This window comes from Clostridioides sp. ES-S-0123-01, from assembly GCF_020658415.1.
In the GTDB taxonomy this organism is placed as follows: Bacteria; Bacillota; Clostridia; order Peptostreptococcales; family Peptostreptococcaceae; genus Clostridioides.
In genome coordinates this window covers 1-21,507 of the sequence record NZ_JACVWD010000006.1, presented here as the reverse complement: position 1 = coordinate 21,507, position 21,507 = coordinate 1, and the positions used below count along the sequence as shown (strand labels likewise).

Sequence of the window (21,507 nt, the reverse complement as noted above, 5' to 3'; positions counted from 1 at the left end):
ACATAACAAAGGTATATTCAACTTAATAAACTGAATATACCTTCATTTTAAACAATTATATTATATTTTTTACAAAATTCTATTTTGAATCTCCTGTTTCAATTGGATTTGAATCATCAAGACTCCATCCCATCCATCCATCACTATAGAGAAAAGTATTTTCAAATCCCATAACATTTGCATATGTTAATACCTCTGCAGCACGCCATCCACTGCCACACATAAATGCAAGTTGTTTATTAGTATCTATATTTTCTTTATCCCACATTGCCAATATTTCATATTGATTTCTCATTGTGTTATCTATATTACGATACTCTTCTAGTGATACACTGTCACTACCTGCATGACCATATAAGGCTCCTGGTATACGACCTTTTTTATCATAATAGCTATATCCAGATATTTTACCTATATGTTCATCCCAAGAACGATTGTCCACTAATGTAAATTTATTTTTATCTCTTAGTTTTTGCTTTAATTCTGGTATACTAACAATTAGTTGTGGATTAGCTGGTATATTTTCCCCAAAAGTAGTACATGAACTTTTTGGATTACTAGTTAACTCCAGCTCATATCCTTCTGATAACCATGAGTTTATTCCACCATTCAAAACTCTTACATCTCTTACTCCTATATATCGTAATATAATAGCAATTCTATAAGAAGCCATAGATGCGCTACTTGAAACTATCACAGTATCATCTTTTGTAAATCCATAGTCTAAAGCAAATTTGGCCAAATTATCATTGTTAGTAAGCATCCATGTTGGAGGAGGTTCTATAATATCAGTATTTATATGAACACTTGTAGGTATATGCCCTTTTGCATAAGATTCTTTTTCTTCTCCCCAACTTGCTTCAATCATTTTTATATTCTTAGAATATTCAAATGTCTCTGGAATTTTTCCATCCAAGATATCTTTTATTATGGAAGCAGGTACTATCATTTGATAATTTTTATATCTTTCCATTGGAAGATTTTCATTATTTGCCCATTGTTTAATATCATATTTATATAGATTTTTATATCCTTTTTTAGATAAGTAAGTAGCTACAAGTAAAGCATCTTTTCCATTAGCATCATATAGTACTATATTTTTATCTAAATCAATACCTTTTGTTTTTAGTGCTTGTTCTAATACTTTGTCTTTTTTATCTGAGTCTACATATAACCAATTCGCAGAAAAATCTACTGCTCCTCTTATATGTCCACCTCTTTTTACTCCATCTAATTTCCAGCCATTATATGCATCATTTAAACGAGTATCAACTATAACCCAAGATTCATCTTGTACTTTCTCTTTCAAATCTTCTGTAGAAATTGATTTAACATTAGCACAAAAACCTTCTTCTATTTCTTCTCTTAATTTCTTCGACATAATTTGTACTCCGATTTCTAATCAATCTTTTATTATTTTAAATCTATTTAACTAAATCAAAATCATATTCATCCACACCATCAACTGAATTATATACTTTTGTAAATCCATTCTCTGAAAGTATTTTAGCTGCTTGCCCACTTCTATTTCCAGTTCTACAGTATAAGATTATATCCTTATTTTTATCAAGTTCTCCCATTTTCTTTTCTGTGTCTTCTAATGGTATATTGATAGCCTCTTTTAAATGTCCAGTTTCAAATTCTTTTGACTTTCTAGCATCTATTACTATAGAATCTTTATTTTCGCTTATTAACTTTAACATTTCAGGCGCAGTTATATCATTATATGTAACTAATTCATAATCAAAATCTTTCACACCTTCTGCGTTATAAACATCTTTAAATCCATTTTTTACTAATATTTCAGCAGCTTTTGCACTTTTTTTACCTGAGTTACAATACACTAATATAGTTTTATCCTTATATCCTTCTAAATCACTTAATTTATCTTCTAAATCATCTACTGATATATTTATACCATTTATAATATGACCTTTAGCATAGTCCTCTGCACCTCTTACATCTAATATCAATAATTCTTTATTTTTCTTCATCATTTTTACAGCCTCTTCCCCTGTGGCTTCTTTATAACTAGCCTTATCTTGACTTTGAGAAGATTCTTTTGGTTTTTCTGATTCTTTAGAATCACAACCAACTACACTCCCTAATGTTAATACTAAAGTTAAACCAATAGCTAAAACTTTAAATCTTTTACTAAATTTCATAAAATTACCCTCCAAATATTAAAAATATTCCCTTTTTTGATATAAAATCTTATTTTATTATAGTATTCGAATTCATTATAACAAAATTAAAATATATTTGATACTTATTTACTTGTTTACAGCCATAGTTTTTTTCTATAGTTCAACAGGAAAGAATAGAATTTTTCTTTGTTCCATAAACACATCTACCTTTTCATTTATTTCATATAAATTATTGTTGCTACTAGCTTTTAATACCGTTCCATCAATATCTACATCATAGTAAACTTTATCTCCTGCATATCTTTTTTTTAATATAGACCCTTGTCTTCCTACATCATTATCAATCGTTTTTAGGATTATACTTTCTTTTGGTATCATTAACTCTACATTATCTATATTTATATTTTTATATTTATCTAATTTAATAGAAATTATATCATTTACAAATTCTCCATTTCTTATATTTCCGATTAAATAATTTTTTTCTCCAAATATATTTGCAACTTCTTTACTTTTGGGATTTTCATAAAGATTATCTGGTGTGTCGAATTGTTTAACCTCACCATTTAACATAACTGCTATTCTATCACTCATCATTAACGCTTCTTCTTTGTCATGTGTTACTAATACCGTTGTTATCTTTAGATGTTTTTGTAATCCTAATACAAATTCCCTCATTTCATTGCGTAAATTAATATCTAAATTTGAAAATGGCTCATCTAATAACAGTACCTTTGGATTTATTGCTAAAGACCTTGCTATTGCAACACGTTGTTGTTGTCCTCCTGAGAGTTCGTTTGGATATTTATTTTCATATCCTTTTAACTTAACTAAATTTATAAGTTCGTTTACTTTACTTTTTCTTATATTCTTATTTATTTTTTTCATTTTAAGACCGAATTCTATATTTTCATATAAAGTCATATGTGGAAATAATAAATAATCTTGAAAAACTATTACAGTATCTCTTTTTCCTATAGGTATATCTAATACTGATTCATTATTTAAAAGTATATCTCCGCAATCAGGATGTAAAATACCAGCAATTAATTTTAGAGTAGTACTTTTTCCACAACCTGATGGACCTAAAAGAGAAACTATTTCTCCTTCTTTTATATCTAAATTCATATTGTTTAAAACTTTGATTTTGTTAAAACTCTTACATAAATTTATAAGTTTAACTGATGACAATTATTACACCTCCAATCGTACTAAAATAGCCTTGTATTTTGAATATGCTTATAGTTCTTTTTTACATTGTATTCTATTATTATCAAGATAAATAAACTTATTATTAAAAAGAGCATACTATACAAAGATGCGATTGTCCTGTCTCCACTTTGTATATATGGAAACATAATCATTGGATAAGTTATGACACTACCTCCCCCTATAAGAAGAGTCAAAAAATATTGACTAAAGGATATTATGAAAGACATACTTGATGCACCCAATATCCCTGGCAAAATCAAAGGGAAGGTTACATATCTAAATGTATTAAATCTACTTGCTCCAAGTACTTTCGCTTGTATTTCTAAATTATCACCTATTAATTTATAAACATCTGTTATTATTCGAACTGAATATGGTATACATGGAAGTATATTTATAATAATTACTCCCAAAATATTATTGGCCAGACCTATTCTAATAAATGCTATATGTATGCCCATAGCAACAGATATTAGTGGAATTATAATTGGAGACAATATCAGTAACTCACAAAACCTTTTTCCTTTAAAGTCATATAGTGCTAACGCTTTAGATGCTGGTATACTTAATAAAATAGTAACTAAAACTACAGTTATTGATATTATAATACTTCTCAAAATGATATTCAGATTATTTATATCCAAAATATATCTAAATCCTCTTAATGAAATTTCCTTAGGTAAAAGATTTGGAAATGGCCATGTATTTACAACTCCCCATATTGCCAATAATATTATAGGAGCTATAATAACTACAAACATGATATTAAGAATTATATTAAATTTTTTACTCATAGATACTCCTATACATTATATTTTGATATTTTATTAAAAAATCTATCATAAATTATTAATAGTATAAAACTTATTCCAGATAATACAACATTGATACACATTGAGATTGGTCTTTGCATTAAATCTGAGCTAGAATAACTCAGATATGCTTGAACTGGTAATGCTTTTGGAGTTGATGCACCTATTAAAAAAGGTACTTCAAAAGAACCAAATGAAAAGGCAAAAATTATTATAAATGAAGAAATTATTGTAGGCATAGCAAGCGGCAACACTATATATCTAAACGTTTGAAGTTTACTTGCACCTAAATTTATAGACACTTGTTGTAGATTATCATTTACATTTTTCAATATATTATAAACCATTAGTGTTATATATGGTATTCCTTTCCACAGATAAACTAAAATTATCCCTATTCCATTTTTATCAGAAACCATTGGTATAAATTCAGATGAATCCTTTATTATATTGAAAAAATAAAATACTCTTGAAACTATACCTGTTTGAGAAAATATTATAAATACCAATAATACAGCTATTATATGTGGAACTACTAGTGGAACATTTAGAATCATATATCTAACTTTAGAAAATTTATTTTGAGACATTGTATATGCTAAAAGTATACCTATAATAATAGCCAAAATTGATGACACTAAAGAAATCTTCAAACTAAAGATAAGAGATTCTAAAAAATTAGAATCTCTAAAAATTTCTCTATAATAATTTAATGTAATTTGCTCAAGACCAATCTGAGGAAAAAATCCTATACTTTGTGAGATGCAATTTATAATTCCTACACCCATTATAAGTATCAGTATGATAGATACAGGTGCTATTAATAAATATGGAATTATTTTATCATTAATTATTTTACTTTTCACTTTCTAGTACCTCTTGAGTCCATATTTTTTCTATTATTGGAACTATTCCTGCTTTTAATTCTGGAACTGAATTTTTTAATACTATAGTTTCACTAAATTTCTTAACATCTTCACCTGGAATCTTCTTCATATTTAAAACAGATGTATCTCCCCAATTTTTAGTTTCTGTCTTAGAGGATTGTGCATCTATACTCATCAAAAAATCTATTAACGCTATTGCACCTTCTTTATTTTGAGAATTATCTGGTATAGCAACAAAATGTGTGTTACTTATATTTCCTTTTTCAAATTCTATTGCTTTTGTAGATTTGCTAAACTCTCCACTTTCTATCCTTCCTAATAATACATTGGGAGCATAAGTCATTGTAAAATAGGTTTCATTATCTGAATACATATTATCTAACTGAGAAGATGTCGCAGGATAAGTTTTACCTTTATTCCATAAGTATGGTTTTATTTCTTTAAGATACTCCATAGCGGGTTGTATGACTTGTTTTACTTTAGCTTCATCTTCTGGTAAATTTTTTACTTTATCATATCCTACTACATCATATATTATATTTCTAACAAATGCACTTCCTGTAAAATCTGGTGGGGCTGGATAGGTAAATTTTCCAGGATTAGATACAATTACTTTTTTTAGTGTTTTTGCATCAGTTATTTTTGTATTAATCTTGGATGTGTCTGTTACAACTGCAAATTGAGATTTACCCCAAGGAGCTTCCATCCCCTCTACCTTAACTCCAAAATCTGTAGTAATATCTTCAGAAGATGAATCAACATACTTTTCATAATTAGAAAGTTTCTCTACAAAAGGTCCAAATAGCAATTTATTCTCTTTTGCTGTTTTGAAGTTTTCTCCATTTATCCAAACCACATCTATAGTACCCTTAGCATTTCCAGCTTGTTTTTCTGACAATAGTTTATTAAGAATGTTTTCTATATCCATTCCTACTCTTTTTACAGTTATGTCATAGTCTTCTTTCATCTTTGGAATTACATAACTATCAAACCATTTATTCATTACTTCATTTCCACCATATCCATAAAAGTTAACTGTTGTACCTTTTGCAGATTTTAAAATCTCTTCATTGCTACTTTTTAATATATCTTTTTGAGGCTCTTCTTTTTTATCGTTATTTGAACACCCTATCAATCCAAATACAAGCCCTAAACATAATAATATTGTTAATATCCTCTTTTTCATTTTTTCCCCTCTCAAAAATTAATTTATAATATTTTTTTTGCTTCTAGTAGTCTTTGAACTGCTGTAAATAAAACGACTATAGAAAATAGATTTGCTATCGTTCCAATATAACTTTGAAATAAAATCATCAAAGTAAAAAGTATAAATCCCTCACTCCTTTCAGCTACACCAGCTTGATAATAAAATGATTTCATACCTTTTTTATCAGTTAAGGCCCCAACAGTTAAAAATATAGTCATTGACATAAGAATACTACTTAAAAGAATCATTAGATTTAACCTTACATCAATCATATTCAAGCCAAATACTAAAATCATACTTATTTCTACTATTCTGTCAAAAGTAATATCCATTAATGTTCCAAATAAGGATGTTTTATTACTACTTCTCGCCATATCACCATCTACAGCATCTAGGTATCCTGAAACCCATAATGTAATTATTGCTAGCACTTTCATATCGAGATATATAAATAAAGACGTAGATATTCCAACTATAAGTGCTATTATTGTCACGTTATTTGGAGTTAATTTAAGTTTTAAAAAGAACTCTGCTCCTTTGATTATAAATGGCTCTACATATTTTCTTGCATGTGTATCTAACATATTATTTCCTTTCATTAGCTTATATACTTTTTATGGGAATTTATTAAGTTTCTATATTCATCGTCTTTGCTACTTCTATTCCTTTATACCTTGTACTCCATTTTTTAATAGATGATGTTTTCTTCTGGGTTAATTTATTTTTGTTTATAACATCAACATCAAAAATTAAATCTAATACATGTAGTACTTTTTTATCTGCCATTAACATAGACTCACAACAAGATTGACAGTATGAGATTACATAATCTGTTTTTTCATTATTTGCTCTATTTTTGGTCTGGTTTATAGCAACTTCATTATTAGTAACTCTTACCATACCTCCAGAGCCACAACACTCTGTGTTTTCTCTATTTTTTTCAAATTCAATTATTTTTATTCCCATAAAACCTAGTATATATCTGACTGACTCATGTATATTATGCTCATTTCTTATAGGGCATGGGTCATGTAATAAAAATTCCTGATTTAAATCATCATAATGATTTTTTAGATTTTCTGGAAGTCCATATTCTTTTATCACTTCCCATATTGAAGTCACTTTTATATCACTATTATTTCTTATAGTATTAAAACAATTTGGACAAGTTACGATTACTTCGTCTATATAATTTTCTCTAAATAGCTTGTCTATTTTAGAATAATATTTATCAAATTTATTTGTATCTCCCATAGCTAAAGTTGGCTTGCCACAACATTCAAAAGCTAAGGATATATTTTCTATATGATTTTCTAAATATTTATATGTTGCTAATACTAAGTCACTACTATAGCTAGAAAGGCTACATCCTGGAAAAAAAATCTTTTTAGTGTTTTTTTTAATAAATTTTTTTGAGAATAATGAAGAGAAACTATTAGTTTGATGAAATTTTATTGTTCTATATCCTATATCATTTAATTCTTTTTGATTGCTATGAAATATTTCTTTCCTTACATCAAAAAACATTTCTTTTAAATCTATATCTTTTGGACACTCTACCTTGCATATTCCACATAACATGCAAGAATATGGTATATTTTTATTTATTGATTTATTTTGCAAAATGTCTATCATAAGTTCTCTTGGTGAGTCTCCAAATTCTTTCATCATAGGACATACCTTAAAACATTTTTTGCAATTTATACAATCATTGTTATTTTTTTCGATTTTTTTTAACGTCTCTAATTTTAACTTTACCTCTTTTATACAAATACACCTCCATATTGATTAATAGCTTTTTTCTATAATAAAAAACTCATTCTATAAAATTATAACAAATAGAATGAGTTTTTTCTAATAGATATTATCTATGCACTTTTTAATATATTTTTATTCAACTGTTACTGATTTAGCTAAGTTTCTTGGCTTATCTACATCACAACCTCTTAATACAGAAACATGATAAGCAAGTAATTGCATTGGTACAACTGCTAATATTGGTGATAAAATATCATCTGAGTTTGGTATATAAATTATTTTTTCAGCAGCTTTTTCAACATCTTTATTATGACTTTGAGCAATTGCTACAACATAAGCTCCTCTTGCTCTTACTTCTTCCATATTAGAAACCATTTTTTCAAATAATTTTTCTTGAGTAGCTATAGCAATTACAGGAGTTCCTTTTTCTATTAATGCTATTGTTCCATGTTTTAATTCTCCTGCTGCAAAAGCTTCTGCATGTATATATGATATTTCTTTTAATTTTAATGAACCTTCCATTGCTAAACTATAGTCTATACCTCTTCCTAAATAGAAAGCATGGTCAGAGCTAACAACTGTTTTAGCAACTTCTTTTATATATTCTTCATTATCTAATATTTCTTGTATTTTTGATGGTATTTCTTTCATCTTAGTAATCATACCATCATAAAACTCTCTAGTTATTGTTCCTTTTTTAATAGCAAAATCTAAAGCTATCATATATAAAGAAGTTATTTGAGTTGTATATGCCTTAGTTGATGCAACTGCTACTTCAGGTCCTGCCCAAGTATAGAAAACATCATCTGATTCTCTTGCTATAGATGAACCTACAACATTAGTTATTGAAAGTATTCTTGCTCCTTTAGCTTTTGAATCTCTTAGTACTGCTAAAGTATCTGCTGTTTCACCAGATTGGCTAACTAATATTACTAATGAGTTTTCATCTACAAATGGGTCACTATATCTAAATTCTGATGCTATATCAGTTATTACTGGTATATTTACAAATTTTTCTATAGCATACTTACCAAGTAATCCAGCATTATATGCCGTTCCACAAGCTACTATATAAACTTTATTTATTTTATCTAAATCTTCTTTAGAAATATTTATACTATCTAAAATTATATTTCCATTATCATCAAGTCTTCTTTCTAGAGTTTCTCTAACTCCTGTTGGTTGCTCATGTATTTCTTTTGACATAAAGTAATCATATCCACCTTTAGATGCAGCTTCTACATCCCATGTTACATGGAATACTTCTTTTTCTACAACATTTCTATTAGAATCATAAATTGTTACATTTTCATCTTTTAGGTGAACTATCTCTCCATTTTCTAAGAAATAAACATCTCTAGTATATTTTAATAAAGCAGGTATATCTGATGCTATAAAGTTTTCGCCTTCACCCACACCAACTACAAGAGGACTATCTTTTCTTACTGCAACTAATTCATTTCCATGTTCTTTACATATAACACCTAATGCATAAGCTCCTCTTAATTTTGATATAGTTTTATATACAGCGTCTAATAAGTTACCTTCATAGTATTTATCTACTAAATGTGCTATTACTTCTGTATCTGTTTGAGATTCAAATTTAACACCTTCAGAAATTAATTCTTCTTTGATTTCCATATAATTTTCTATTATCCCATTATGAACAACTGCTATTGTTTTAGCTTGATTAAAATGAGGATGTGAATTTACATCAGATGGTTCTCCATGAGTTGCCCATCTTGTATGTCCTATTCCCAAATTTCCATCAATAGGATTTTTTTCTAAATCTTCTGCAAGCACAGAAAGTCTACCTTTGAACTTTCTAATATTAAGTTCATCACAATTAGAACCATTAACTGCTACACCTGCTGAGTCATAACCTCTGTACTCTAGCTTAGAAAGCCCCTCTATGATAACTTCTGCTGCCTTTCTACTTCCTAAATATCCAACTATTCCACACATTATTTGTGTCCTCCTAAAAATATTATTTATATATTTTAAGAGTTAGGTCATATAAGTTTACTTTGGCTTCCCTTTGTCCATAGGATTACTCCTATTATTTAAAGAAGTCTTTCGATGGTAAACACACCGCAGAGCATCCGCCGACAATTCGATTAACTCTGACCTCGTCAACTTAGTTCCAATAATACTTAATTCTTGTGCCTATAACTAAGTTCTGGCGCTTAGAAAGGTGTCCTCAGGGTTTATATCTGAGAATACCCTTATAAATTACGATAATTTTTCTTGTATAAGATTAGCTAAATTTGTTGCTAATTCTTTTATTTGACCTTCCTCTTTACCCTCTAACATAACTCTAACTAATGGTTCAGTTCCTGATGGTCTTATTAAGACTCTACCATTTCCATCTAAAATAGATTCTATTCTTTCTATTTCAGCTTTTATTTCTGGATATTCCATATATTTGGTTTTATTTTCATTTTTTATTGTTGCATTCACTAGTACTTGTGGATATTGACTCATTATTGATGCAAGTTCTGATAAAGGTTTCTTTTCTTGCAATATTATATTTGCAAGTATTAAAGAACTAAGAACTCCATCTCCTGTAGTATTGTAATCTAAGAATATCATGTGTCCAGATTGTTCTCCACCAAGATTATATCCATTTTTAGCCATGTCTTCTAAAACATATCTATCTCCAACTGCTGTAGTAGATAATTTTATTCCATTTTCTTTTGCAGCTATTGTTAATCCTATATTACTCATAACTGTAACTACTAAAGTATCTTGTGCTAATTTATTATTTTTCTTTAAATTTAAAGCACTCAATATCATTATATGGTCTCCATCAACAATTTGACCCTCTTCATTTACTGCAATTAATCTATCAGCATCTCCATCATACGCAAGACCTAAGTCAGCATTATGTTCCAAAACAGCCTTTTGAAGTTGTTCTGGATGTGTAGAGCCACATTTATAATTTATATTGTTTCCATCTGGTGAACTATTTATTGAAATTACACTTGCTCCTAATTCATCAAATACTATTGGTGCTACTTTATACGATGCACCATTAGCACAGTCCAAAACCACTTTTAATCCTCTAAAATCAGTGTTAATTATTGATTTTAAATAATCTACATAATCTCTTTGTGCATAATGCTCATGTAATCTTCGTCCTACATTTTCACCAACTGGCATACAATCTACTTTAGCCATGTCATCTATATATTCTTCTATCTTTAATTCTATTTCATCATCCAATTTATATCCATTCTTATTAAAGAATTTAATTCCATTATATTCAACAGGATTATGAGATGCAGATATAACCACACCACAATCAGCACCATATTTTCTAGTTAAATATGCAACTGCAGGGGTTGGTATTATTCCAACAGTAATAACATCACATCCAACAGACATAAGACCTGCTATTAAAGATGCCTCCAGCATATCTCCTGATATTCTAGTATCTTTACCTACTACTACTTTTACTCTATGGTCTCCTTGAGCTAAAACAAATCCACCAGCTCTACCAAGTCTATATGCTAAGTCACATGTTAATTCTGTATTTGCTATTCCTCTAACTCCATCTGTTCCAAAATACTTTCTCACTAAATATTCTCCTTTCATAATTGAAAAGCTTGTAATTTGTATTATATTTTTATAATTCATAAAATACTATTATATTCTTAATTTCAGTCATAAAAATATTTTAATACTTCTAAGCAAAAAAGACAATAGAAATAATTCTATTGTCTTTTTTTTGACATCTTTTTTCTTTATTAGTTAGTTGCTCCGCAACATGTAGCATCCATACCTTTTTGTAAAGCTGCTCTGTTTAATGGAACAAATTTTTCTTTTCTAGGTCCGAAAACTTTTTTAAATGCTTCTAATACAGACTCTATATCCACTGTATCAGCTACTTTTAAGTAAGCTCCTAGCATTATCATATTAGCAACTTTATCATTACCTAATTCAACAGCTAATTCATTTGCTGGGATATAATAAACATCTACATCTGTTCTTTCAACTTTTTCTTTTATTAAAGAGCTATTTACTATTATTTTTCCACCAGGTACAACATCATCTTTAAATTTTTCAAATGCTGGTATATTTAATAATATAGCTGCAGTTGCATCATTTGTTATAAGTGGAGAACCAACTGGTTCACTAGATACAGTTACTGCACAGTTTGCTGTACCTCCACGCATTTCTGGTCCATAAGATGGTAACCAAGAAACTTCTTTACCTTCTAACATTCCTGCATAAGTAAGTAATTGTCCCATAGACATAACACCTTGGCCTCCGAAGCCTGCACATATTACTCTAGCTGTAGACATTTACTTCACCTCCTCAACTTCAACATTTTTGAAATTTCCTAATGGATAGTATGGTATCATATTGTCTCTTAACCATTGTAAAGCATCATTTGGAGCTAGTCCCCAGTTTGTAGGACAAGTAGATAATACTTCTACTATTCCAAATCCTAATCCTGCTTGTTGAACTTGGAATGCTTTCTTTATAGCTTTTTTAGCTTGTCTAACATGAGCTGGAGTATCAACTGCTACTCTTTCTACGAATACAGCTCCTGTTAATGTAGCTAACATTTCACTTACTCTTATTGGATAACCTTGAGTTTCAGCATTTCTTCCTGATTGAGCAGTAGTAGCTCTTTGTCCAACTAATGTAGTTGGAGCCATTTGTCCACCAGTCATACCATATGTTGTATTGTTTACAAATATAGTAGTTATTTTTTCTCCTCTAGCAGCTGCATGAACTATTTCAGCAGTACCGATTGAAGCTAAGTCTCCATCACCTTGATAAGTGAATACTGTGTTTTCAGGATGAACTCTTTTTATTCCTGTAGCAGCAGCTGGTGCTCTACCATGAGCTGCTTCTTGAGTGTCACAGTTAAAATATTTATATCCTAAAACTGAACATCCAACTGGAACAACACCTACAGCATCACCTAATACTCCTAATTCTTCTAATACTTCACCAACTAATCTATGGATTATACCATGTGTACATCCTGGACAGTAGTGAGTTTGAGTATCTTGTAACCCTTCAGTTTTCTTAAATACAACAGCCATTATCTAGCACCTCCTGCAACCAATTCTCCGGCAATAATTTTTTTAGCTTTTTCAACTATTTCTGCTGGTGTTGGAGTCATTCCTCCTGGTCTTCCATGGAAGTAAACTGGTAATTTACCTTCTACTGCCATTTTTACATCTTCCACCATTTGTCCCATACTCATTTCAACAGTTAATATGTTTCTAGCACTAGGGATTTGATCAAATGCTTCAAATGGGAATGGCCATAATACTTTAGGTCTTATAAGACCTGCTTTTATTCCTTCTTCTCTTAATATATCAATTGCGCTTTTCACTATTCTTGAAGTAGTTCCATAAGCTGCAAATATAAATTCAGCGTCTTCTGTTTTGTACATTTCATATTGTACTTCATTTTTTTCCATTTCATTGAATTTAGCTTCTAAGTGCCAACAGTGATCTTCTAATACTTCTGGCTCTAAGTATAAAGAGTTTATTACATTAGGTACTCTTTTTCCTTTAGTTCCAACAGTTGCCCAATCTTTAGGAGGCAATTCTCTTTTCTTTTCAGGAGCTTTGAATTCAACTGGCTCCATCATTTGACCTATCATACCATCTGCAACTACCATAACAGGTGATCTGTAGTAATCTGCAACATCAAAAGCTTCCATTATCATGTCAACAGCTTCTTGAACTGTAGCTGGTGCGAATACTGGAGTTCTGTAGTCTCCATTTCCTCCACCTCTTGTAGACATAAAGTAGTCAGCTTGTGAAGGTTGTATACTTCCAAGTCCTGGACCACCTCTCATTACGTTAAGTACAACACAAGGAACTTCTGCTCCTACTGCATATGTTATACCTTCTTGTTTTAAAGCAACTCCTGGTGAAGATGAAGAAGTCATAACTCTTGCTCCTGCACCTGCTCCACCATAAACCATGTTTATCGCAGAAACTTCTGATTCAGCTTGAACGAACGCTCCACCTATTTTAGGTAACTCTCTTGATAAATATTCTGGTAATTCACTTTGTGGAGTTATTGGGTAACCGAAGAAATATTTGCAACCAGCTTCTATAGCTGCTTTTCCAAATGCTTCGTTACCTTTCATAAGTATCTTAGCCATTAAAATTCCCCCTTAAATATTAATTTAAATTAATCTCTTTCTACTGTTATAACTACATCTGGACACATAGTCGCACAACTTGCACATCCTATGCATTTTTCCATTTCAGAAACAGTTGCTGGGTTATACCCTTTTTTGTTTATTGTGTTTGAGTCTAATTGTATGATTTTTACTGGACATGCTTCAACACATAATCCACAACCTTTACAACGTTCTTGATTAAAAGATACTTTTCCTTTAGCCATTTACCTAAGCCTCCTTAAACTTTCTATATATTTGAGCTCAAACTACATCCAGTCTTCTCTCATATATAATTTTATTGGAAAAATTTCTCCCTCTAAATCTTTTGGTAATTGTTCAACAAGATTTTCTAAGCATGCAACATATCTTATAGGTATATTACATTCCTTAGAAACTTCTTCTGCAACTTTTTGGCCTCTTAATACATCATCAATAGTAGTAAATCTAATAAGATGAGTATTATTAATTAGACCTGTTACCTTTAGTTTAGAAGATTTTTCTATTTCCTTTATATATTGGATAACTTCTTCAGAAGTTTGAGTTTTCTCCCTATTTGCATTTATTACAAAAAGCATGTCATAGTCGCCTTCTTTTAATAAATGACTAAATCTTCCTATAACTCTAGCACCTACATTATCTCCGCCTAAGTCTATAACAGAATTGTATGAATGATCAACCATAGGTGACATTACTTCTGCTGATACTGCTGGTAAATCTAATGTTGGAGCATTAATTGAACTATCTATTGGTTGTATACCTAAAGATTTCATTAACTCTTTCTTTTCTCTAGTTCTAAAGTATACATTCACCACATCCAAATCAGCTATAGCAACTTTGCCAGAAACCATATCTCTTAATTTAACAACATAGTTCATCGCAAATTCACTTTTACCACTTCCATAGTGACCTGTTATGATTCTTATTCTTTTATCATTAGTTATCATAAACTTGAGCCTCTTCTTCACCAATTAAAACTCTAAGTCCACCTTGAGCTAATGCAATCATTTCATCTTCACCTGGATAAACTTTTACATCTGCTATAAATTTAACTCTATCTGCAATCATATCTGTAAACATTTTTGAATATGCGATTCCACCAGTTAATAATATTGCTTTTACATCTCCCTTAAGAACTGCTGCATTAGCTCCTATTTCTTTAGAGATTTGATATGCCATAGCTTCATATACTAATTTAGCTTTTTCATCACCAGCTTCAATTCTTTCTTCAACTTCTCTAGCATCATTAGTATTTAAATATGCAACTAATCCACCATTACCTTTTATTTTCTTTTTAATTTCGTCTTGAGTGTATTCTCCACTGAAGCACATTTTCACTAATGCTCCTACTGGTAATCCACCACTTCTTTCTGGAGAGAAAGGACCTTCTCCATCTAATGCGTTTGCAACATCTACTATTCTACCATTTTTATGAGCTCCAACAGAAACTCCTCCACCCATATGTGCAACTATAAGATTTATATCTTCATATTTTGCGTTTATCTCTTTAGCAAATCTTCTTGCTATTGCCTTTTGATTTAAAGCATGTACTACACTTGCTCTACTTATTTCAGGCATACCAGAAATTCTAGCAACATCTTCTAGTTCATCCACAACAACTGGGTCTACTATGTATGAAGGAACATTAACTTCATCACCTATTTGTTTTGCTATTATACCACCTAAATTTGAAGCATGTTCTCCTAAAACTCCTACTTTTAAATCTTCTATCATAACATCACTTACTGAGTAAGTTCCACCTTTTATAGGCTTAAGAAGACCACCTCTACCTACTACAGCATCTAAGTCAGATGTTTTTACTCCACCCTCTTTTAATGCTTCTTCTATTACTTGTTTACGAAATTCAAATTGGTCTGAAACCTTCTCATACTTTCCTATTTCTTCAGAAGAGTGTCTTAGTGTCTTTTCAAATACTAAATCCTCATTATCAAATACAGCTATTTTAGTTGATGTCGAACCAGGATTTATTGTTAAGATTTTAAATATTTTGCTCATTTGCCTATTTCCCCCTTAAATTTAAGCCTTTGCTGCCATTAAAACGCCCAAGGCTATTGAGTTAAGCTTAGTTTCTTCACTATCTGCTCTAGAAGTTAATATTATTGGTGCTTTAGCTCCAACTATAACTCCTGCATTTTTTGATTTTGAGAAAAATACTAAAGCTTTGTATAATATATTGCCACCTTCGATATCTGGAGCCAATAATATATCAGCTCTTCCTGCTACAGGATGATCTATACCTTTATGTTTAGCTGCTTCTAAAGACACTGCATTATCTATTGCAAAAGGTCCACCAACCATACAACCTTTGATTTCTCCTCTTTCATACATTTCTTCAAGTTCTTTAGCTTCAACTGTATCTTTCATTTTTGGATTTACTTTTTCTTTTGCGCATATTGCAGCAACTTTTGGTTCGCTTATATCTAATGAATGTGCTACTGTGCAAGCATTTTCTATGATTTGCTTTTTAGTATTTGTATCAGGAGCTAAGTTCATAGCTGCATCAGTTACGAAAAATAATCTGTCATACCCCTCTACATCAAATACTGCTACGTGGCTTAATACATTACCAGTTCTAAGACCCACTTCTTTGTTTAAAACTGCTTTTAGTATTATTGATGTGTCTACTAAGCCTTTCATTACCATATCGGCTTTTCCTTGTGAAACTAATTCAACAGATTTTAGAGATGCTTCTGCTAAATCTTTTATATCTATTACTTCATAATTTTCGATATCCATGTCTATGCTTTTTGCAATTTCTTTAGTCTTTTCTATATCACCTATTAAAATGGCATTTGCTATTTTTTCTTTTCTAGCCATTTCAACTGCCATTAAAACTTCTTTATCTTGACAACATGCTACTGATATAGTTTTAGGTCCTCTTTCTTTTGCAAACTTAATTACTTCTTCAAAACTTCTCATGCATTTCCACCTCATCTTGAATTTTTTGAAATAGAACTTTTATATCTCAATTAAATTATAACTCGTTCAGCAACGTTTTCCTAGGGATAATTGAAATATTTAATTCAAAAATATTTATTTAAATCTATTTATCAGTCTTTTTTCATATATCTAACACTTTTTAGATTTAACAAATATCTCATTGTCCTTATTTTATAATATAACTAAAATAAACAAGATGCAACAAAAACATAAAATTAACAAACTTAATTTTATAGATTTTTTTGTCGCATCTTGTAACAACTAAATATTCAAAATATTTGTTCATTCCACTTCAACAATATTAGGTTCTATATTTATTTTTTTAAATTGATATGTTGTTTCATATTTTATTTTATATTTACCATTTTCAGTAGGTGCTTCTGATAAATCGATATATAACGAAATATCTTTTTTATTTAGCTTACTTAAATCTTCTGTTGATTCTACAACAACTTGAATATCTCCAGTAAAAATTATACTCGGATTGTCCATATTTGCTGGAATATTTCTTAACATAATATCTTCTGAACTATATACAAACTCAGCACTTAATTGTTTTGTTTCATTTAGCTTTATAGTTATAGAGCTATCATCAATAGTTATTCCTTCTGGAATCTCTAGACTCACTTCTTTTTCCTCTCCATTAGCTAAATCAACTAAATCAATAGGTTTTGTCTTAATATAATTTATTTTGTCTATACTTTCTTTTTTACCTTTTATGCTAACTTCATCTTTACTTAATTTATAATTTTTCAATGTATTATTATCTTGATTATTATCCTTTAAATCTACTCTTATTGGTACAGTTTTTTCTTTTAATAATTGTACACTTGCTGTTACAGAATTTGAACTTAGTGTCACACCTTCAACCTTAGTTCCATCACTATTTAAAGGTATTAAATCCAATTTTTTAGAGAAATCTTCTGTCTCATTACCTACATTTAGATTAGCTCTTATATTCTTAACTTCCTTAACTAGACTCATTGGACCCGATATATCGACATAATTTTTATTCAGTTCAATTTTATCTATATTTCTTTTAGAATTTCCACTTACTTCTACCTTTATATCTCTTTTTTCTTTTATATTTTTCTCAAGATTTACTATTAAAACGTCATGCTTAAATTCTAAAGTAACACCTTGAGGAATATTTGCTTTTAAATATACTTCTTTCTTACCTTGTATTGGGTCTTCAACAGTTCCATATACATGTATATCTTCTTTTTTAACTTTTTGTACCTTTGATAAACTACCTTTTATATACACATCTGCTGTTAATTTTTCGTCTGGATATATAACAAGATTTTTATCATTTAAATCACTCATATTACTTATAGATACAGGTATATCTTCAAACCCTCTAGTTTCTTCAGGGTCAACTACAGCCATGACATACATCCATAAAGCAATTGCACTTAAAAATGATATTATTTTTATTTTGGTATTATTTTTTAGTCTATTTATCATTTAAATATACCACCTTTGAAAAAACTTCTTGTTTCCGTATTCGTTTTTAGATTACTACGTAATATATTCATCATTCTTTCTCTAGAAATATCTCTATATAACTTACCAGCTTTAGCAATTGATACGCCTCCAGTTTCCTCTGATACGATTAGTGTTATACAGTCAGATACTTCACTTACACCTATTCCCGCTCTATGTCTAGTGCCTAAATCTTTACTTAAATCTTTACTCTCTGTCAACGGCAAGAAACATGCAGCTGCCTTTACCTTAGAATCTCTAATTACAACAGCGCCATCATGTAATGGTGTATTTGGTATAAATATATTTATCAATAATTGCCTAGAAATTTCAGCATCAATTATAGTTCCTGTATTTATTATATCACTTATTCTGGTTTCTCTCTCCATTATGATAAGAGCTCCTATTTTTTGTCTAGAAAGTGAATATAAAGCTTCTACAATCTCTTCTATAGTTCTATTAAGAGTTTCTTCTGAAGTATTTACATTTTTTCCAAATAAATTAAACTTTGCTCTTCCTATATGTTCAAGTCCTGCTCTAAATTCTGGCTGAAAAATTATAAGAGCTGCTATAACTCCATAATCCAGAGCCTTAAGAGATATCCAATAAACGGTATGCAATTTAAAAGTGTTACTAAGTTGAGTTGCTAGCAAAAGAAATATTATACCTTTAAATACTTGTTCTGCTCTTGTATCTTTTATAAACATAAATATTTTGTAAAAAATATATGCTACTATGGATATGTCAATTAAATCATATATACTCATTCTTAATATTATATTAAAAAATTCATTTAAAAAAGAATTTATATCTAACACAGTTTTATCCTCCTGTTCGATAACTTCTTAATTATTTACACTATGTATTATACTATATAAATCTAACTCTATACAAACTATTTAACTTTTGTGTAAATAATTCTATTTTTATAGATTGAGATTGTTAAATAATCTCTAAATACATTAAAAATATTGCTCATTAAATATATATTTTTTATTAAAGTTAAATCTAGTTTAAATAATTCAAATCATCAAGGCGCGAATACAAAATAGTACTCGCGCCTTGATGCAATTTTATACTATAAAATCTATTTCAAAATACATATTATTTTTCAATATATGTTTGCTACAATAAATTTAATAATCTATTTATTAATTATATAAAATTGTAACATTATTTCTATATTTCTATTAATATTATATTAGTAATATTATTTTTATCTTATACTAATAATTTATCTTATAAATAATTTATATCAAGTTCTATTAATATCTTATTATGTATCTTTTCTAGAAATTATCTTTTATTATAAAAATAATTAAAACAACTTATCTATTTCAAAGTCATAGATATATTACTTATAAGTATAACAATTCATTTAATACAATAATCTACAAGCACTATATTATCAAGTATTTAGAATCTCTAGTATTTCATAGTAGATTTCATCGTTCTTTTTCAGTATAAGAAATTAATTTATAAATTTAAATAGTATTCTAATATCTTAGTACTATAAAGTATACAGTATAATGTATATGAGCCTATTTACTAATTAATTAAATCTATGCAATAAATCTTTCTATAAACTTCTTGTAGACTATTATACATTACCATTAATATGATTACAATATTAATGAATATAATGTAACTCTTATATAATTTTATATTTATAAAGAAAAAGACACAGGTGACATGCATGTATCCTGTGTCTTTTTAAACAATATAAAAGTTTACTATAAATATAGTAAACTTTTCTTAATGAGCGCACAGGGATTCGAACCCCGGACACACGCCTTAGAAGGGCGTTGCTCTATCCAGCTGAGCTATGCACCCAAATCATTATGGAGCGGGAAACGAGATTCGAACTCGCGACTTCAACCTTGGCAAGGTTGCGCTCTACCACTGAACTATTCCCGCTTATTTAATTTGGCGACCTGGAAGGGGTTCGAACCCTCGACCTCCAGCGTGACAGGCTGGCATTCTAACCAACTGAACTACCAGGCCGCAAATGGTGGGACCAGCAGGGCTCGAACCTGCGACCCCCTGCTTGTAAGGCAGGTGCTCTCCCAGCTGAGCTATGATCCCATTTTTTGGAGCGGGTGAAGGGGATCGAACCCTCACAGCTGGCTTGGAAGGCCAGAACTCTACCATTGAGCTACACCCGCTTATTTAATTGTTTTTTGGTGACTCGTAGGGGAATTGAACCCCTGTTACCGCCGTGAAAGGGCGGTGTCTTAACCTCTTGACCAACGAGCCATTTTAATGGTTGCGGAGGCAGGACTCGAACCTACGACCTTCGGGTTATGAGCCCGACGAGCTGCCAACTGCTCCACTCCGCGATATTGTTTTATAAGTGCCGAAGACCGGAATCGAACCGGTACGAGAGGTAAGTCCCGCAGGATTTTAAGTCCTGTGCGTCTGCCAGTTCCGCCACTTCGGCTTTTTTGGCTCCAAGGGTGGGGCTCGAACCCACAGCCTACCGGTTAACAGCCGGTTGCTCCACCGTTGAGCTACCTTGGAATATTCAACGTGGCTACGTCCTACTCTCCCAGGCAGTTTCCCACCAAGTACCATCAGCGCTAGAGAGCTTAACTTCTGTGTTCGGAATGGGAACAGGTGTATCCTCTCTGCTATTGTAACCACATAATCTCTATGCTTAATATTACTATTAAGTTTTTGAAACTAGTAAAACTAGATTCTTTAGAGTTAACACTCTAAAAACTACATATATATTTTAATCAATGAACATCAAATAATATTGGTCAAGTCCTCGACCTATTAGTATCGATAAGCTAAATACATTGCTGCACTTACACCTTCGACCTATCAACCAGATAGTCTTTCTGGGGTCTTACCCTTGCGGTGGGAAATCTTATCTTGA

19 protein-coding genes, 9 tRNA genes and 2 rRNA genes are annotated in these 21,507 nt (G+C 30.2%); all 30 read right to left on the bottom strand.

Annotated features, from left to right (window positions below; genetic code table 11):
* Positions 1-79: 79 nt before the first annotated feature.
* Positions 80-1,381: a rhodanese-like domain-containing protein gene (locus IC175_RS14895; protein WP_227851673.1), complete on the bottom strand. Its 1,302-nt coding sequence runs from the start codon at positions 1,379-1,381 to the stop codon at positions 80-82.
* Between the two features lie 43 nt (positions 1,382-1,424).
* Entirely contained in the window at positions 1,425-2,165 is a 741-nt protein-coding gene (locus IC175_RS14890) for a rhodanese-like domain-containing protein (RefSeq protein ID WP_227851672.1), read from the bottom strand.
* A gap of 135 nt (positions 2,166-2,300) precedes the next feature.
* Positions 2,301-3,338 (bottom strand): ABC transporter ATP-binding protein, encoded by a 1,038-nt coding sequence (locus IC175_RS14885; RefSeq protein WP_227851671.1) that lies wholly within the window; start codon positions 3,336-3,338, stop codon positions 2,301-2,303.
* A gap of 20 nt (positions 3,339-3,358) precedes the next feature.
* Positions 3,359-4,153, bottom strand: a complete 795-nt coding sequence (locus tag IC175_RS14880) for an ABC transporter permease subunit (RefSeq protein ID WP_227851670.1) — start codon at positions 4,151-4,153, stop codon at positions 3,359-3,361.
* An 8-nt stretch (positions 4,154-4,161) separates the two neighbouring features.
* The gene (locus IC175_RS14875; RefSeq protein ID WP_227851669.1) at positions 4,162-5,037 is read right to left on the bottom strand and encodes an ABC transporter permease subunit; all 876 of its coding nucleotides are present in this window, start codon (positions 5,035-5,037) and stop codon (positions 4,162-4,164) included.
* Complete coding sequence (locus IC175_RS14870) at positions 5,027-6,244, bottom strand: ABC transporter substrate-binding protein (RefSeq protein WP_227851668.1); 1,218 nt, start codon at positions 6,242-6,244, stop codon at positions 5,027-5,029. Before IC175_RS14870 ends, IC175_RS14875 begins: the two co-directional genes overlap by 11 nt.
* A gap of 23 nt (positions 6,245-6,267) precedes the next feature.
* Positions 6,268-6,849 (bottom strand): CDP-alcohol phosphatidyltransferase family protein, encoded by a 582-nt coding sequence (locus tag IC175_RS14865; RefSeq protein ID WP_227851667.1) that lies wholly within the window; start codon positions 6,847-6,849, stop codon positions 6,268-6,270.
* 43 nt (positions 6,850-6,892) lie between these two features.
* Entirely contained in the window at positions 6,893-7,969 is a 1,077-nt protein-coding gene (locus IC175_RS14860) for a (Fe-S)-binding protein (protein WP_227846154.1), read from the bottom strand.
* Between the two features lie 186 nt (positions 7,970-8,155).
* Entirely contained in the window at positions 8,156-9,988 is a 1,833-nt protein-coding gene (gene glmS / locus IC175_RS14855; protein WP_227434532.1) for a glutamine--fructose-6-phosphate transaminase (isomerizing), read from the bottom strand.
* Between the two features lie 267 nt (positions 9,989-10,255).
* Entirely contained in the window at positions 10,256-11,602 is a 1,347-nt protein-coding gene (gene glmM, locus IC175_RS14850; protein WP_227483570.1) for a phosphoglucosamine mutase, read from the bottom strand.
* A gap of 170 nt (positions 11,603-11,772) precedes the next feature.
* The gene (locus tag IC175_RS14845; protein WP_227434530.1) at positions 11,773-12,330 is read right to left on the bottom strand and encodes a 2-oxoacid:acceptor oxidoreductase family protein; all 558 of its coding nucleotides are present in this window, start codon (positions 12,328-12,330) and stop codon (positions 11,773-11,775) included.
* Positions 12,331-13,083: a thiamine pyrophosphate-dependent enzyme gene (locus IC175_RS14840; RefSeq protein ID WP_003420710.1), complete on the bottom strand. Its 753-nt coding sequence runs from the start codon at positions 13,081-13,083 to the stop codon at positions 12,331-12,333. It lies immediately after the preceding gene.
* On the bottom strand, positions 13,083-14,162 hold the full coding sequence (locus tag IC175_RS14835) for a 3-methyl-2-oxobutanoate dehydrogenase subunit VorB (protein WP_227434529.1): 1,080 nt from the start codon (positions 14,160-14,162) through the stop codon (positions 13,083-13,085). Before IC175_RS14835 ends, IC175_RS14840 begins: the two co-directional genes overlap by 1 nt.
* A gap of 29 nt (positions 14,163-14,191) precedes the next feature.
* A complete protein-coding gene (locus IC175_RS14830; protein ID WP_227434528.1) occupies positions 14,192-14,407 on the bottom strand; it encodes a 4Fe-4S binding protein in 216 nt (71 codons plus the stop codon).
* Positions 14,408-14,449: 42 nt separating this feature from the next.
* Entirely contained in the window at positions 14,450-15,127 is a 678-nt protein-coding gene (locus IC175_RS14825; RefSeq protein ID WP_227434527.1) for an ATP-binding protein, read from the bottom strand.
* Positions 15,117-16,196 (bottom strand): butyrate kinase, encoded by a 1,080-nt coding sequence (gene buk, locus IC175_RS14820; RefSeq protein ID WP_227434526.1) that lies wholly within the window; start codon positions 16,194-16,196, stop codon positions 15,117-15,119. The genes IC175_RS14825 and buk overlap by 11 nt, the downstream gene beginning before the upstream one ends.
* A gap of 21 nt (positions 16,197-16,217) precedes the next feature.
* Positions 16,218-17,120, bottom strand: coding sequence for a phosphate butyryltransferase (gene ptb, locus IC175_RS14815; RefSeq protein ID WP_227434525.1), 903 nt, complete (start codon positions 17,118-17,120; stop codon positions 16,218-16,220).
* A 303-nt stretch (positions 17,121-17,423) separates the two neighbouring features.
* A complete protein-coding gene (locus IC175_RS14810; RefSeq protein WP_227434524.1) occupies positions 17,424-18,608 on the bottom strand; it encodes a YbbR-like domain-containing protein in 1,185 nt (394 codons plus the stop codon).
* Positions 18,605-19,444 (bottom strand): diadenylate cyclase CdaA, encoded by an 840-nt coding sequence (cdaA, locus tag IC175_RS14805; RefSeq protein WP_227434523.1) that lies wholly within the window; start codon positions 19,442-19,444, stop codon positions 18,605-18,607. Before cdaA ends, IC175_RS14810 begins: the two co-directional genes overlap by 4 nt.
* Before the next feature lie 941 nt (positions 19,445-20,385).
* A tRNA-Arg gene (locus IC175_RS14800) sits at positions 20,386-20,459 on the bottom strand.
* Positions 20,460-20,468: 9 nt separating this feature from the next.
* Positions 20,469-20,543: transfer RNA gene (locus IC175_RS14795), tRNA-Gly, on the bottom strand.
* A 10-nt stretch (positions 20,544-20,553) separates the two neighbouring features.
* Positions 20,554-20,630, bottom strand: a tRNA-Asp gene (locus tag IC175_RS14790).
* 5 nt (positions 20,631-20,635) lie between these two features.
* Positions 20,636-20,711 (bottom strand) — tRNA-Val (locus tag IC175_RS14785).
* 6 nt (positions 20,712-20,717) lie between these two features.
* A tRNA-Gly gene (locus IC175_RS14780) sits at positions 20,718-20,791 on the bottom strand.
* A 16-nt stretch (positions 20,792-20,807) separates the two neighbouring features.
* Positions 20,808-20,882, bottom strand: a tRNA-Glu gene (locus tag IC175_RS14775).
* A gap of 7 nt (positions 20,883-20,889) precedes the next feature.
* Positions 20,890-20,965, bottom strand: a tRNA-Met gene (locus IC175_RS14770).
* Between the two features lie 15 nt (positions 20,966-20,980).
* A tRNA-Leu gene (locus tag IC175_RS14765) sits at positions 20,981-21,066 on the bottom strand.
* 5 nt (positions 21,067-21,071) lie between these two features.
* A tRNA-Asn gene (locus tag IC175_RS14760) sits at positions 21,072-21,146 on the bottom strand.
* A 7-nt stretch (positions 21,147-21,153) separates the two neighbouring features.
* Positions 21,154-21,270, bottom strand: a 5S ribosomal RNA gene (rrf, locus tag IC175_RS14755).
* A gap of 114 nt (positions 21,271-21,384) precedes the next feature.
* Positions 21,385-21,507 (bottom strand): 23S ribosomal RNA (locus IC175_RS14750); the annotation flags it as partial.